Raw genomic sequence first — 14,725 nt, forward strand, 5'->3', positions numbered from 1 at the left:
GCCAACTCTCGATAACAGGTTGTTAATGTAAGAGAGATAAATGGCAAATTCTTACCAACCGGAACTGATGAACGGCCATGAGTGAGCAAAAAAACGCTGAAAAAGATCCCCAACTAATCTCTTTACTGGAAGTCATGTCCAATGCGCTTAGCCAGTGCAAGCCTGCAACGCTAAACCGTATTAACGAACAAGCGGGTTTTCAACCCGGCACTGTTAGTGACGTAATAGCCAAATCCCACGTGCTGCTCAGCGATGACAAAACGGTCACTGAGCTTCCGGCCGAACTAAATATTTTAACGGCCAAGTTGTGGCAGCAAGCATTGTCCTTAGCCGCCGTAACTAAAGGCTCCGTCAGCACATCGTCAGCGGAAATAGACGCCGCGGTTGCAGATATTGACGATATCGCTGAATTACGGAAGCAGTTTCAAGCTCTGAGTAAGCACAGCGCTTCTCTGGAAACGCAACTGAAGAGTAAAGTCAGTTCTGAGCAGTTACTGCAGAAAAACCTTGGCAAGGCTCGTATCGAGATCGCCACATTAAAGTCGTCTCAGTTAAACACTAAAATGCTCAGAGAAAGTGCAGAAAAAGAAAAACTGCACGCAGATCAGTACCATAAGCAGTTTGAAGCGGCAAAAACAGAGATCTATCACCTTTGTAAACAGTTAGAGCAACAGAAAAAGTCTCATCAAACTGAAGCAAAAGTAGATCAGGATCGGATCGCACAATTAGAGCAAGAGCTTTCGCAAGTTAGCACAGACGTTGACAGTAAGAGTGGCCTGCAAGATGCAGAACTGGCGACATTAAAATCTGAAATAGAAAAAGCAAATGACCAAATCGCATCCCTAGAGCAATCCTTAGAGACGGAAAAGGCACAAAATAGCGTCTTGGAAAAACAGTTAAGCAGCAAACACTCAACCGAAGAAAAGAGCTTAATAGAGAAAGCTTCACTGAAAGAAAAAACTGCTCATCTGGAAGAGAAAATCAGTTCGTTGAGCGCAGCACTAGAAGCGAAAGAAACATCTCTGGCGGAATATAAAGAGAGAATAGAAGCTGAAGCAACTAAGTCAGCGCAGATAGAAGCGTCACTCCGCAGTCATGAAAGCACGATAGAACAACAGCGTTGTTCACTGGAAACAACAGAAAGCGAACTAATAGAACTCAAGCAAAGTAATCAATCTCTTGCAGAGGCAAATAGCAGTTTGGATGCTTTGAAAAAAGAGCTAGTGACACTCAAAAACTGTCAGCAGGAGAACAATGAACTCAGCTCTAAGTTGCAAGCAATGCAACAAGCCTTGGAAAAACATAGCTCGGCCTATGAGAAAGCAAAACAAGAGGTCGCTGGGTATAAAGATTCAACTGCCGAGTTACAGAAAAAGTTAGCCGCGACACAACAACAAGTCGACAAATTAGTCACTGACAAAGAGAGCATAGAAAGCAAGTTCAGTAGTGACATTGAAGAGTTTGAGGATGAGCGTAAACAGTTAAGTGCCAAGCTACGCGATTATCACGCTTTAAATTCAGAACGCAGCGAGTTGCTAGAGCAGCTATCTAAGGCTGAAGAGCGCTTCGCTAACGCAATGGGGGCGAAAGAAAATGCAGTGAGGGAACGCGATCGTATCATGACAGATATAGAAGTATTAGCGATGAAACTGCAAGAAGGAAATGACCGGGAGTTACTCGAGTCGTTACTAAAGAAATACGAAGAAGAAGCCTAAGCCTGACATAGGGGGAGTTTAACTCCCCCACTACGCTAATCAGCCTCTATTAATTTGACTAAATAAGCGATAGAAATTATCAGTTGTGGCACTGGCCAATTGTTGGAACGAGACACCCTTGAGGTCTGCAACAAATTCCGCCACATCACGCACATAAGCAGGTTGATTCTGTCGACCTCGATGTGGCACTGGCGCCAGATATGGAGAGTCCGTTTCAACTAACAAGCGTTCCAAAGGCACCTGTTTCACCACATCCCTTAACGCCGACGCATTTCTAAATGTCACGATCCCCGAAATAGAGATATAGAATCCCATATCCAAGGCAGCTTTCGCCATTTCCCAGCTTTCGGTGAAGCAGTGCAATACACCGCCAACTTGTTCAGCGTCACCGGCTCGCATGATGGCTAAAGTATCTTCTTTTGCATCTCGGGTATGAATAATCACCGGCTTCTTAAGCGTATTGGCAACCTCAAGATGCCCAGCAAACGCTAATTTCTGCTTCTCTTTTGACTCTGCAGCGTAGAAATAATCTAGCCCTGTCTCACCAATGGCAACCACGGCTGGATCTGACGCTAGCTCTAGCAACTTGCTTTGCTGCCAAATAGAGTCCTGATCTAACGGATGAACCCCGCAGGAAACAGATACTTCTGGAAAACCGGTAACTTGACGCAGCATTTCAGGAAATGTTTCTAGCGTAATGCCAACACACAGCATGTGTTCCACACTCTGTGCTTTTGCCGCACTTATCACTTTTGCCAAATCGCCATCGAACTCATCAAGCTTAAGCTTATCGAGATGGCAGTGGGAATCTACGAGCATCTTTTCTCCAGACACAAAAAACGGGAAGTGAAAACACTTCCCGTTTATTCATAAAGCTTTCTCTTAACTTACAGAGCCGCTTTTGCCTTTTCTACCAGTACCGCGAAACCGGACTGATCGAATACAGCGATGTCTGCCAGGATCTTACGATCGATCTCGATAGATGCTTTCTTCAGACCGTTGATGAAACGGCTGTATGAAAGACCATTCTGACGAGCGGCCGCGTTAATACGCGCGATCCACAGCTGACGGAACTGACGCTTACGCTGACGGCGGTCACGGTATGCATATTGACCTGCCTTGGTAATAGCCTGGAAAGCTACGCGGTAAACACGTGAACGTGCACCGTAGTAACCTTTAGCCTGATCCAATACCTTCTTGTGACGCGCGCGCGCTACAACACCACGTTTTACTCGTGCCATAGTTCAGTCTCCCCTTACGCGTATGGCAGCATACGCTGCACTGATCTAGTATCACATTTCTCAACCAAGTGCATAGCGCGAAGCTGACGCTTACGCTTAGTACTCTTCTTGGTCAAGATATGACGCAGGTGAGACTGTTTATGTTTAAAACGGCCGGAGCCAGTTTTTTTGAAGCGCTTTGCAGCACCTCGGTTACTTTTCATCTTTGGCATTTTGCCACTCCGCATTGAGCGTTAATACATAGCAAAACAGGCGGACCTCTCGATCACTTGTAGGCCTGAGTTACTTCTTAATTGGCGCGAGTACCATTACCATTTGGCGACCTTCCACTCGATGAGGGAATGACTCCACTTGGCAAATCTCAACCAGGTCTTCTTTAATTCGGTTCAATAACTTGATACCGAGCTCCTGGTGGGCCATTTCACGACCACGAAAACGTAGTGTGACTTTAGCCTTGTCTCCCGCCTCAAGAAAACGAACCAGGTTGCGCAGTTTTACCTGGTAATCGCCTTCATCTGTGCCAGGTCGGAACTTAACTTCCTTAACCTGAATCTGTTTGGTTTTCTTACGCTGCTCTTTTTGTTCCTTGCTCTTCTCGTAGAGGAACTTACCGTAATCCATCACTCGACATACCGGCGGCTCTGCGTTTGGACTGATTTCCACCAAGTCCATGCCTGCGGCAGTTGAAGCTTCTAACGCTTCAGTGATAGTAACAACACCAAGAGGCTCACCTTCTACGCCTACGAGGCGTACTTCTGACAGAGTGATCTCTTCGTTCAAACGGTTTGCGGGCTTCTGTTGCAGCGGCCCTCTTCTTCCACCTTTGCCTTTAATGGCTATTCCTCCACGATATCTAATCTTTTCTCAGAAACGCTGGCCTTCAGCAGGTTGATGAAATCATCAATTGGCATCACCCCGAGATCTTTACCTCTGCGAGTTCTAACAGCCACTTGACCAGATTCCACCTCTTTGTCCCCTGCTACTAATAAATAAGGAACGCGTTTTAGAGTGTGCTCGCGGATTTTAAAGCCTATCTTCTCGTTTCTCAAGTCCGCATTTGCTCTAAAACCTTCAGATCTCAACTTTTTAACCACTTCATCGCAATAATCGCCCTGTTTATCAGTAATATTCATGACGACTGCTTGTGTTGGTGCCAACCAATCAGGGAAATAACCCGCGTAGTTTTCTGTCAAAATACCAATAAAGCGCTCAAGCGACCCCAAAATGGCACGGTGGATCATCACAGGTTCATGACGTTCACCATCTTCACCGATATAAGATGCACCAAGACGTCCGGGCATAGAAAAATCGAGCTGGATGGTGCCACATTGCCAAGCGCGACCAAGACAGTCGTACAAGGTAAACTCAATTTTCGGGCCGTAGAAGGCGCCCTCGCCTGGCTGAATTTGATATTGAAGATCATTTGCCGCCAAAGCATCAGCCAAAGCTTGCTCTGACTTATCCCAAACCTCATCAGATCCAACACGTTGCTCAGGACGCGTAGACAGTTTGACGTCAATCTCATCGAAACCGAACGTTTTGTATGTATCAAACACCATCTCGATACACGCCGACACTTCTTGCTGAACTTGGTCTTCAGTACAAAATACGTGAGCATCATCCTGAGTGAATGAGCGAACACGCATCAAACCATGTAATGATCCAGACGGCTCATTACGGTGCACCAATCCAAACTCGGCCATGCGATATGGCAGATCACGATACGACTTCAAACCTTGATTAAAGATCTGTAAGTGACCAGGACAGTTCATCGGTTTCACCGCATAATCGCGCTTTTCCGATTCGGTAGAGAAAATCATGTCACCATACTTATCCCAGTGACCGGACTTTTCCCACAACGTCACGTCCAGAATCAATGGCGCACGGATCTCTTCATAACCAAACTTCACCAGCTGGCCGCGCATGAAATCTTCAAGGTTTTTGAAAATGGTCCAGCCACCGGCGTGCCAAAACACCATACCAGGCGCTTCCTCCTGCCAGTGGAACAGATCCAGCGCTTTACCGATCTTACGGTGGTCACGCTTTTCAGCTTCTTCTAAGCGTTTCAAATACGCTTTAAGCGCCTTTTTATCGGCCCACGCCGTGCCATAAACACGCTGCAACATTTTATTGTCACTATTACCGCGCCAATAAGCACCAGCAACTTTTTGAACTTTAAAATGCTGGCAGAACTTCATGTTTGGCACATGAGGTCCACGACACATATCAACATACTCTTCATGATGATAAAGGCCGGGTTGTGAATCTTTTGGCACGTTTTCGTCTAAAATCTCGATTTTGTAACTTTCACCTCGAGCTTCAAACGTATCTCGCGCTTCCAGCCAACTGACGTTTTTCTTCACAACGTCGTAATTAGTTTTTGCCAGCTGTAACATGCGTTTTTCCAACGCATCCAGATCGTCTTGGCTCAACGCATGGTCAAGATCAACGTCGTAATAAAAGCCATTGTCGATCACCGGCCCGATGGCCATTTTACAATTTGGCCACAACTGCTTAATGGCATGCCCTAATAAGTGCGCACAGGAGTGGCGAATGATCTCAACACCTTCGTCGTCTCGCGCCGTAATAATGCTGACTTCGGCGTCACTACTAATAACATCACAAGCGTCCACCAGCTCACCATTAACACGGCCAGCAATGGTCGCCTTAGCTAAACCGGGACCAATATCCGCCGCGAGCTGCATAGTAGTTATGGGCGATTCGAAGACACGTTGACTTCCGTCAGGGAGAGTGATTACAGGCATTGATTAGAATCCTTATTTACAGTGGTGACCCACACCAAGGGCCACATGCAATTAAAAAACAAAAAACATCCCAAATGAGGATGCTTTTTGTGCTTAGACGAGATTGTCTTTAATAGCCGCCCACTATAAGAAAAGAGCGTAGCAAATGCAATTTGAACTATTACCATTTGCTTGGTTCTTAATGGGTTCTAACCAAACACAACCAGATATTACAACGAGCGCCTTATGACGACCAATTCCGCCTCGCACCAACAGAGCGAAAACTATGATGCTGTCATTTTTGATATGGATGGCGTCATCGTTGATTCGGAGCCCTTATGGCGGGCTGCAGAAGCACAAGCATTTCAATCGTACGGCGTGCCCATAACCGAAGATATGGCCTATCAAACCACGGGGTTGCGGATCGACGAAGTGGTGTCTTATTGGCAGCAACGCTTTACTTTCGACACCCCGTCCCAGGTGTTACAGGATGCAATTATGGATCGGGTGATTACACAGATAGAACAAACAGCCAAACCAATGGCTGGCGTATTGCCGCTGATGGATCGCTTATCTGCAAGCGGATATCCATTAGCTATCTGCAGCTCTTCACCAATGCGACTGATTGACGCAGTGGTGCAAAAATTTCGAATTAAAGATAAGTTCCAAGCGCTGATATCCGCGGAACATCTAGCCCTAGGAAAACCGCACCCACAAGTGTATTTGAAGGGAGCTGAAGCATTAGAAGTCGTTGCCACCCGATGCATTGCAATAGAGGACTCCATCAACGGCGTCATCGCAGCCAAAGCGGCTCGAATGACAACCTTTGCCGTGCCTGAGCCAAGCCAAGCCCCACTGGTACAGTTCGCAATCGCAGATGCAAAATTCTCATCATTGGTTGAGCTGAATCAGGCAATCGAAGAGTGGCTTCCCCGACTTAAGGCATAAACAGTAAGAAAGAGCCATACTAAAACAGGAATGACTTGAGCACGGGAGCGGCATCATGGATCCGCTACTAAAGCAACAAATTGAATGCCCCCACTGTGGTCATCACTACACCGCAGAAATAGACAGTACTGGCGGTGATGAAGACTACTATGAAGACTGTCCAGCCTGCTGTTGCAGTATTCATATCACGGTTGGCCATTCCTCTGCCGACGGCACAACTACGGTCGCAGTGGATGGTGACGACGAGCAGTTGTTTTAACGCTTTTGTGCCAAATAGGTTCCAAAAGCGTCACTCGAGAATTATCGAGCGCTAAACGTTTTTGGTGTTCATCAGCATCCTTTCAACCGTATCAACGACAGCCTGCGTCTGAGCATCGATCTCCAAATTAACGCCGCTTGCAACAGGTTTACTACCTAAAGTGGTCAGCCGCAGCGTCTCCGGGATAATGTGCAACCAGAAACCTCTTTCCGTCAGCTTACCGACAGTAAGACTAATTCCGTCTACAGCTATATAGCCTTTTTCCAGCACATACTTGTGCCATTCAGGCGCGATACTAACTTCGATATCATATTGGTTTTCACACTCGCTCACTTGTTCAACAACGCCTTGGGTTTGGATATGCCCAGATAAAAGATGACCACCTATCTCGTCACCCCATTTTGCTGCTCGCTCAAAATTCACAAACGAACCAAGGGTTAGCTGAGCCAAATTAGAACGTTGCAGAGTTTCGTTGATCAGATCAAAGCTCACTGACTCACTATCAAAGCTAACCACAGTCAAGCAAACACCATTAATCGCGATGCTTGCACCAGTCGTAAGACGCTGTAAATAAGAGGTGTCCGGCGGCATAACCGTCAAACGGCTAATATTAGCTTTATGTTCAAAACTACTGACCCTTGCACTACACTGCACGATTCCTGTAAACATGCGCCTCCAAGAAGTTTTATTAGGTTAAGAATGAAAGTAATCAGCGCTAAGTTTACGCGCGAAATAAGGCAGATCCTACGCCTATGTCTGCCGATATTTGCCGCCAACCTCGCCACTACGGTCATGTCATTTATCGACACGACGATGGCAGGTACAGTATCTCCGACAGATCTCGCAGCTGTTGCCGTCGCAACAAGCATCTGGCTACCGGTGCTATTGCTGGTTCAAGGCTTAATTATGGCGCTGTCACCTATCACTGCACACTACTATGGTGCACAAGCGCAGCACAAAATAGCCAATGCTGTTTGGCAAACAGGCTACCTTGGGCTGGCCATGGTTGCCATACTTCTGCTCTGCTCACCCGTAGTGCCAATCATTATTGAAAGCATGGTTGATGATCCCCATTTGGCTGAGCTTACTCTTGGCTACCTCAAAGGAATTGTCTGGTCGGCACCCGCATTTGTTATATTCCAAGTACTACGAAACATGTCTGAGGGGATGGACTTTACGCGCCCCATCATGCTGATTGGGTTACTAGGACTGATCCTTAACGTGCCAGCTAACTATGTCTTTATCTACGGTAAGTTTGGTCTGCCAGCGCTTGGGGGCGCAGGCTGTGGTTGGGCAACGGCCATTGTTAACTGGTGCATGATGCTAGGGATGATGCTGTATGTTCGCAGGCATCCGCATTACAAGAAAGTGTCATTAGTCGAAGTCATACCGGCATTGCACTGGCACCAGATCCGCAGCCTTTTAAGGCTCGGCATTCCAATCTCATTGAGTCTGTTTTTTGAAGTCTCATTGTTTGCTGTGGTTGCTCTGCTGGTTGCCCCATTAGGAGCAGCTCATGTAGCCGGACATCAAGTAGCGATCAACTTTAGTTCGATGATATTTATGATCCCGCTGTCAATTGGCATGGCTGTCACGATACGTGTTGGTATAAATCTAGGCGCAAAACGATCCGAAGATGCGCTTTATTCCGTAAAAAGTGGCATCGCCTTTGGTCTACTAATAGCTTTAGTCACTGCCGTTGCGACTGTAGCCCTAAGAAACCTGATCGCAGATGTCTACACTGACGACAATCATGTCATTGACTTGGCAGCGTCCCTGTTGTTACTTGCCGCGATCTATCAATTACCGGATACAGTTCAAGCAATAGGCGCAGGTGCTCTGCGCGGTTATAAGGACAGTAAGGCGATATTTATCATCACACTCGCCGCCTATTGGGGCATCGGTTTACCGATCGGCTACATCTTGGGTATGACAGACATAATGGTACCTGCGATGGGGGCGAAAGGATTCTGGATCGGCTTTATTGCAGGCCTTAGCTCCGCGGCGATTTTGTTTGGCCTGCGTCTGAATCAATATCGAGTTAAAAGCCATTGGCAAAAGCGATAGCAACAACCAAACTCATCTACCTTTTGTGCTGCAGCTTTTTGTTGTTGAGCTGCAGCAAAATTTCGCCCGCCGACGAGGCTCTTTATCAAAACCATATTCGCCTCAACCGGTTACTAGGAGATGAGCACCTAGAGCTAACCCCTCCCTTAATCTCCGCCGTTTCTCCCCTTCCATCCGCTGCGGACAAGACGCCCCCGTTACAAGAGATCCGCTACAGCATGACAGAGATCTGGCAGTACAGAGAATGTGGCTTAACACTACGCATGGGAGAGCGAAATAGCATTTTAGGGAAAGTAATGACGGCGTCTCAACAACTGATTTATGAGACACAACTGCTCACAACCTTGGAGCTATGCCTTAAACAGCAGCAAAGCAATGAGCAAATAAAATGGTTAAAAACGCTGAGAGAAACCAAACAGGAACAACTCGCCAGTGTATGGCAAAAGGTACTTTGGAGTGATCCAATAATTCGCGGCCTATTTAAACCGCCAAGCCAGCGCCACTTGCCCCGCCGCGGCCGTTCCACTGCTATCGAAGGTCTCTCCCGGCTAAACGAACAGATGCATCAAACAATAACGTTTGCCCAGCAACTAGATCAATCTTTTGAACAAATACTGCACCAGCTCCAAGGCAATCACTATCTGGGACAGCTAGCTATAGACAGCGAGAACACCCTTGCTTGGCTCGCCATCACCAATGCGTTATTACGAGATAAACTACCCAAGGTCACTTGTGTAGACAACAAGCCAAGCCCCGCTGCGAAAAGGCTTAAAGGGTATTTGCGTGGTTACTATGCAACCACCGTACAACCAGTAGTCTCGCAATTATTACGAGAACTGCAGGAGGTGAAGCCGTTACTAAGTCCACTGTATGGTGACACTGACGTGAGCAACACTATAGGTTTATTGACCAGTGATGACGGTTACTATCAACGTATCAAAACAGCCGCTAAACACCAGCAGCAAACTTGGCAAAAGTTATTTCATCGCTGCGGGCTCAGCTTACAACCATAGAGTGTTGCAACTGTTTCACTTGATCACGTATACGCCCGGCCTCTTCAAATTCCAAATTTTTTGCATGTTCATACATCTTTGCCTCTAGTTCGGCGATCTGCTTCGCCAACTGAGCAGGATCTGCAGGTACATAACTCGCCTTTCGCTCGGCAATAGCCAACGCTTTATTCTGTTTTTTACCTGACTTCTGGCCTAAATCCATAACGTCAGCAATTTTCTTATTAAGCCCAGTTGGGACAATGCCATTCTCAAGGTTATGTGCTTCCTGCTTAGCTCGACGGCGAGTCGTTTCATCAATCGCACGCTGCATAGAGCCGGTGATTTTGTCACCATACAAGATAGCTTTACCCCGAACATTACGTGCTGCACGCCCCATGGTTTGAATCAATGAACGGTCAGAGCGCAAAAAGCCCTCTTTGTCCGCATCCAGAATGGCAACCAGAGACACTTCTGGCATATCCAAACCTTCTCGTAATAGGTTGATACCTACCAACACATCAAATTCACCCAAACGCAGATCCCGAATAATCTCTACCCGCTCAACGGTATCAATATCAGAATGCAAATAGCGCACGCGTATACCATGTTCGTCCAAATACTCCGACAGATCCTCCGCCATACGCTTGGTAAGTGTCGTTACCAATACACGCTCATTGAGCGCCACACGTTGATTTATTTCTGACATCAAATCGTCCACTTGTGTAGCCACTGGACGAACTTCGATTTCCGGATCCAACAAGCCCGTAGGACGAACAACTTGCTCAATCACATCACCGCCTGAACGCTCTAACTCATATTTTCCCGGCGTTGCCGAGACATAGATAGTTTGCGGTGCGATCGTCTCAAACTCTTCAAAGCGTAGCGGCCGGTTATCCAAGGCCGAAGGGAGACGAAAGCCAAACTCGACCAAGGTTTCTTTGCGGGAGCGGTCGCCCTTGTACATGGCTCCGATCTGCGGCACGGTCACATGGGATTCATCTAAAATAACCAGCCCATCTGCCGGTAGATAATCAATCAGCGTTGGTGGTGGCTCGCCCGGTGTGCGACCAGACAAATAACGTGAGTAATTCTCAATGCCGGAGCAATAGCCTAATTCGTTCATCATCTCGATATCGAACATAGTACGCTGCGAAATGCGTTGCTCTTCAACCAGTTTATTGATCGATAGCAACTGCTCTCGTCGCTCTTTCAGTTCTAGCTTTATCGATTCAGCGGCTTCCAGTATCCGTTCCCGCGGCGTCACGTAATGAGACTTAGGGTAGATGGTATAACGCTGTAACACTCGCTCCTGCGCGCCAGTCAAAGGATCAAATTCGACTAAGCGCTCGATCTCTTCATCAAACAATTCGACTCTGATTGCATTTCTATCTGACTCGGCCGGAAAAATATCAATCACATCTCCCCTCACCCGGTAATTAGCACGCTGGAACTCAACGTCATTGCGAGTGTATTGCAGCTCCGCCAAACGGCGTAGGATCGCGCGTTGATCAATCATGTCGCCAACACGAAGGTGCAATAGCATTTTTAAGTAAGCGTCCGGATCCCCAAGGCCATAAATGGCGGACACAGAGGCCACCAAAATAACATCTCGACGCTCCATCAGGGCTTTAGTTGCAGATAGACGCATCTGCTCAATATGAGCATTAACGGCCGCATCTTTTTCGATGAAGGTATCCGTGGTCGGCACGTAGGCTTCGGGCTGATAGTAATCGTAATAAGAGACAAAATACTCAACAGCGTTGTTAGGGAAAAACTCTTTCATTTCTCCATAAAGCTGCGCCGCCAATGTCTTATTGTGAGCCATGATTAAAGTTGGCCGGTTTAGCTCAGCGATCACATTCGCCATGGTAAAGGTTTTACCTGAACCCGTTACTCCCAATAAGGTCTGGTGCGCTAATCCCGCTTCCAGACCATCAATCAACTTTTCGATTGCCTGCGGCTGATCACCGGCCGGTGCAAATTGGGAATGGAGCTTAAAAGGCTTACTCATTATGCCTCCTGCAGATGTAAATTAAGCTGTTTGCGAAACCAACAGAAAGCAATCACCCCGGTCAGTATGGTACCGACCAAACCACCGAGAAACAGGCCTTGGATACCAAACCACTGCCCCCCCAAATAAGCCAAAGGCACAAAGAAGAGGAAGAAGCGCGCAAAACTAAGTAACAGTGCTCGGTGAGGTTGATGGAGCGCATTAAAGCTGGAGTTTGTCAAAATCGTCACGCCTTGAAAACCATACCCAAATGGAAGGATTAAGATAAACAATATAATGATATCGGCAACAGATTCATCCTGACTAAACGCGCTAGCGATGAAGCCACCTGTAGCCAACAAAAGAAGGTAAACAACCCCTTGCCAAATCATTACAAACTTAATCGCCAACAAGTAAGCTTCTCGGACTCGAAGCCAGTTACCTGCACCATGATTTTGGCTCACTAGCGGTGGCAATGACATAGACAAGGCCAACACAACAAGGCTGGCAATTGACTCTAGACGAGTACCAACGCCGTACGCCGCCACCGCAGCAGCACCGTAACTTGCAACCATAGCTGTCATGACGGCCATAGCCAACGGCGTGAGCATATTTGCACCTGCCGCAGGCAAAGCAATATTCAAAATGCGTTGCCAAGCTTGGAGGAGTCCGGCAGACGGAAACCAATTAATTAAACCATGACGATTTGCTAGTACGGTGATGATAATGACAGAGCCGATAAAAAATGAAATGACACTGGCTAACGCCGCCCCGCTGATCCCCATCTCTGGGAATGGCCCAATACCAAATATCAACAGCGGATCTAACACCGCATTGATCGCACCACCAAGCGCCATGTAAAGGCTCGGTAGCTTAGTTTCCCCGTTAGCTCTAAATACAGCATTACCGACCATAGGCAAGGCCAAGAACACACTACCTAAAAGCCATAAGTTCATATACTCCATGACTAAGCGTATCTGCGCGTCAGAAGCGCCTAGAAGTGAAAAGATCTCATCAGCAAGCAAAAAGGTCACTAAAGATAAGCTTGCAACCAACAAGGCGGTTAAATAGATGGCGGCCGTACCATGGGCTTTGGCCTCTTCTGATTTTCCCTGACCCGCAAATCGCCCGAGCACTGCTGAAGTACCAATGCCTAAGCCAATCACCATACTGATAATTGAAAAGGTCACAGGGAAGGTAAAGCTAATTGCCGCTAATGGCTCAGTCCCCAACAAGCTAATGAAAAAAGTGTCCACCAAATTAAAACTCATCAGCATCACCATCCCCAGGCAAATGGGTAAAGTCATACGTTTTAAGGTTGGTGCTATAGGGGATGAGAGCAGATTTTGCATTCAGAAGGCCAAACAAATCAGGGGTTATGAATATACATGGTTTAACTGCTCGGATCACCCATCTCATCTGCTACAGAACAAAATCAAAAGGTCACAAATCATGACAAAAAGATGAATAAATTTAAGGTTCGCAAATCATTAACGGACAAACACCTAAAAAGATCACTATTTAACAGAGTATATGAATCTTTAAAGAATATTGGGCTGAGCGCAGGCGATGAGCAAACTAAACTTGATCTAGCGCCTTATTTTCTCATTTTCGCTACAATCTTTAGCCTAAAAGCCCTTGACATGAGAAAGCTCACACAATCTAGACTATGGAACGAAAAATTCAAAAAAATCTCTTGTTTTTTTATTGTTTTAAGAAAGTAATGCACAGCGACAATGTAACAACAAGAAGCTGTACAATTTTTAACCACTGCGTTTACCTAACGAACAAATAGTTATAAAAACAATTTACAATCAATACCTTAAAACCACCAAGCAATAGTAACAAATCGGCAATTCGAAACGTAACAATGCGGCCTCTAGGCATGTGTAACATAGCTATCAACACACTTATCCACAGTTTTGGTGGATAACTGACTTCAGCCCAGAAACGACGCGGCCTGCAGCCAAATTGCCCTAATTTTGTGCAAATGTAGCCAACCTCTCTGAGGCACTGACAGGACGCGGGCTTGCGCAAAAAAGCCTTTAAAAATAGCTGTAAAATGTGACAATTCGATGAAGCATCGACAAACACTTCCCTAAGCAACTTTAAAAGAAGTTTACAGCGCATTTTCTAGCGCAATATGATTAGGGAATGTAAAAAAATCCGCCACTTATTGTTTTGCCAACCAAGTTCTGGCCAACAAACCGGCCGAAGTTGTTACCCCCATATCCTTTGAGACGACAATGCCTGTAGAATCTATCGTGTAATAGGTAGGGAAAGCAGTGATTTTATATGCATTAGCCATCGCCCTGTCACCTAAAACCACTGGTATAGTTAAATCATGTTGAGCAATGAACTCATCGACTTCCGTCGTTGACTGATAGTCCAAAGCTACCGCAATGACATTCAGATTTGGATTACTCAGCTTAAGATCATCTACCGCATCGATACTGAAGTGGCATACGCCACACCAGGGGGCAAAAAAATAGAGCAATGTTGGACGCCCTCGTAACGAATCACTAGAAACAACCTCCTGCTCCAGCGTAACAAGCTCAAAGGCGGGAAGCGTTTCTCCCACGTCGAGCAGCTTCTGGGTATAAAGCCACTGAACAACCCACCATACCAAGACAAAGAACAGGAGTTGAAACACCCATGCGCGACAGCGCTCCCAAATAGCCAATGTACTCTCCAGACAAAATATCTAATAGTGCAAATAGAGACCGCTAAAAGAGTGATCCTCTTTCGCTCACTTTTATCGCCTGCGCA

At 46.6% G+C, this 14,725-nt stretch carries 14 protein-coding genes; 5 read left to right on the forward strand and 9 right to left on the reverse strand.

Going from position 1 to position 14,725, the window contains the following annotated elements; translation table 11 throughout:
* Positions 1–77 precede the first annotated feature (77 nt).
* The gene (locus tag EXY25_RS02900; RefSeq protein WP_130565655.1) at positions 78–1,715 is read left to right on the forward strand and encodes a hypothetical protein; all 1,638 of its coding nucleotides are present in this window, start codon (positions 78–80) and stop codon (positions 1,713–1,715) included.
* Between the two features lie 39 nt (positions 1,716–1,754).
* On the opposite strand, the gene EXY25_RS02905 is transcribed toward EXY25_RS02900, so the two are convergent.
* The 5 genes from EXY25_RS02905 to thrS form a co-directional block, all read right to left on the reverse strand.
* Positions 1,755–2,534: a TatD family hydrolase gene (locus EXY25_RS02905; protein ID WP_114336519.1), complete on the reverse strand. Its 780-nt coding sequence runs from the start codon at positions 2,532–2,534 to the stop codon at positions 1,755–1,757.
* Between the two features lie 68 nt (positions 2,535–2,602).
* On the reverse strand, positions 2,603–2,956 hold the full coding sequence (gene rplT, locus EXY25_RS02910; RefSeq protein ID WP_114336518.1) for a 50S ribosomal protein L20: 354 nt from the start codon (positions 2,954–2,956) through the stop codon (positions 2,603–2,605).
* A gap of 14 nt (positions 2,957–2,970) precedes the next feature.
* Positions 2,971–3,168 (reverse strand): 50S ribosomal protein L35, encoded by a 198-nt coding sequence (gene rpmI, locus EXY25_RS02915; protein ID WP_114336517.1) that lies wholly within the window; start codon positions 3,166–3,168, stop codon positions 2,971–2,973.
* A gap of 70 nt (positions 3,169–3,238) precedes the next feature.
* A complete protein-coding gene (gene infC, locus EXY25_RS02920) occupies positions 3,239–3,796 on the reverse strand; it encodes a translation initiation factor IF-3 (RefSeq protein WP_407642894.1) in 558 nt (185 codons plus the stop codon).
* Positions 3,793–5,721, reverse strand: coding sequence for a threonine--tRNA ligase (gene thrS, locus EXY25_RS02925; RefSeq protein WP_130565656.1), 1,929 nt, complete (start codon positions 5,719–5,721; stop codon positions 3,793–3,795). Before thrS ends, infC begins: the two co-directional genes overlap by 4 nt.
* A 225-nt stretch (positions 5,722–5,946) precedes the next feature.
* On the opposite strand from thrS, the gene hxpB reads away from it, so the two are divergent.
* Positions 5,947–6,648: a hexitol phosphatase HxpB gene (gene hxpB / locus EXY25_RS02930; protein ID WP_130565657.1), complete on the forward strand. Its 702-nt coding sequence runs from the start codon at positions 5,947–5,949 to the stop codon at positions 6,646–6,648.
* Positions 6,649–6,703: 55 nt separating this feature from the next.
* Positions 6,704–6,907: a CPXCG motif-containing cysteine-rich protein gene (locus tag EXY25_RS02935; protein ID WP_114336513.1), complete on the forward strand. Its 204-nt coding sequence runs from the start codon at positions 6,704–6,706 to the stop codon at positions 6,905–6,907.
* A 51-nt stretch (positions 6,908–6,958) separates the two neighbouring features.
* Here EXY25_RS02935 and EXY25_RS02940 read toward each other — a convergent pair whose 3' ends face one another.
* A complete protein-coding gene (locus EXY25_RS02940) occupies positions 6,959–7,576 on the reverse strand; it encodes a riboflavin synthase subunit alpha (protein WP_130565658.1) in 618 nt (205 codons plus the stop codon).
* 30 nt (positions 7,577–7,606) lie between these two features.
* Here EXY25_RS02940 and EXY25_RS02945 point away from each other — a divergent pair, with 30 nt between their 5' ends.
* Together EXY25_RS02945 and EXY25_RS02950 are read left to right on the forward strand one after the other, a co-directional pair.
* Positions 7,607–8,974, forward strand: coding sequence for an MATE family efflux transporter (locus EXY25_RS02945; RefSeq protein ID WP_130565659.1), 1,368 nt, complete (start codon positions 7,607–7,609; stop codon positions 8,972–8,974).
* A gap of 44 nt (positions 8,975–9,018) precedes the next feature.
* Positions 9,019–9,987, forward strand: coding sequence for a DUF3080 family protein (locus tag EXY25_RS02950; protein WP_165419234.1), 969 nt, complete (start codon positions 9,019–9,021; stop codon positions 9,985–9,987).
* Here EXY25_RS02950 and uvrB read toward each other — a convergent pair.
* From uvrB to EXY25_RS02965, 3 genes are all read right to left on the reverse strand, one after another.
* Entirely contained in the window at positions 9,971–11,977 is a 2,007-nt protein-coding gene (gene uvrB, locus EXY25_RS02955) for an excinuclease ABC subunit UvrB (RefSeq protein ID WP_130565661.1), read from the reverse strand. The two genes, EXY25_RS02950 and uvrB, sit on opposite strands and share 17 nt — an antisense overlap.
* Positions 11,977–13,308 (reverse strand): MATE family efflux transporter, encoded by a 1,332-nt coding sequence (locus EXY25_RS02960; RefSeq protein ID WP_130565662.1) that lies wholly within the window; start codon positions 13,306–13,308, stop codon positions 11,977–11,979. The genes uvrB and EXY25_RS02960 overlap by 1 nt, the downstream gene beginning before the upstream one ends.
* Positions 13,309–14,129: 821 nt before the next feature.
* Complete coding sequence (locus EXY25_RS02965; RefSeq protein ID WP_165419235.1) at positions 14,130–14,639, reverse strand: TlpA family protein disulfide reductase; 510 nt, start codon at positions 14,637–14,639, stop codon at positions 14,130–14,132.
* Positions 14,640–14,725: the final 86 nt, after the last annotated feature.

The organism is Corallincola spongiicola (genome assembly GCF_004284785.1).
Classification (GTDB): Bacteria; Pseudomonadota; Gammaproteobacteria; order Enterobacterales; family Neiellaceae; genus Corallincola; species Corallincola holothuriorum.

Bases quoted from the DNA above. Each gene is read 5' to 3' on its own strand.
- rplT (WP_114336518.1), bottom strand. From the start codon at position 2,956: ATGGCACGAGTAAAACGTGGTGTTGTAGCGCGCGCGCGTCACAAGAAG.
- thrS (WP_130565656.1), bottom strand. From the start codon at position 5,721: ATGCCTGTAATCACTCTCCCTGACGGAAGTCAACGTGTCTTCGAATCG.
- EXY25_RS02905 (WP_114336519.1), bottom strand. From the start codon at position 2,534: ATGCTCGTAGATTCCCACTGCCATCTCGATAAGCTTAAGCTTGATGAG.
- EXY25_RS02960 (WP_130565662.1), bottom strand. From the start codon at position 13,308: ATGCAAAATCTGCTCTCATCCCCTATAGCACCAACCTTAAAACGTATG.
- EXY25_RS02935 (WP_114336513.1), top strand. From the start codon at position 6,704: ATGGATCCGCTACTAAAGCAACAAATTGAATGCCCCCACTGTGGTCAT.
- rpmI (WP_114336517.1), bottom strand. From the start codon at position 3,168: ATGCCAAAGATGAAAAGTAACCGAGGTGCTGCAAAGCGCTTCAAAAAA.
- EXY25_RS02940 (WP_130565658.1), bottom strand. From the start codon at position 7,576: ATGTTTACAGGAATCGTGCAGTGTAGTGCAAGGGTCAGTAGTTTTGAA.
- hxpB (WP_130565657.1), top strand. From the start codon at position 5,947: ATGACGACCAATTCCGCCTCGCACCAACAGAGCGAAAACTATGATGCT.
- EXY25_RS02900 (WP_130565655.1), top strand. From the start codon at position 78: ATGAGTGAGCAAAAAAACGCTGAAAAAGATCCCCAACTAATCTCTTTA.
- uvrB (WP_130565661.1), bottom strand. From the start codon at position 11,977: ATGAGTAAGCCTTTTAAGCTCCATTCCCAATTTGCACCGGCCGGTGAT.
- EXY25_RS02945 (WP_130565659.1), top strand. From the start codon at position 7,607: ATGAAAGTAATCAGCGCTAAGTTTACGCGCGAAATAAGGCAGATCCTA.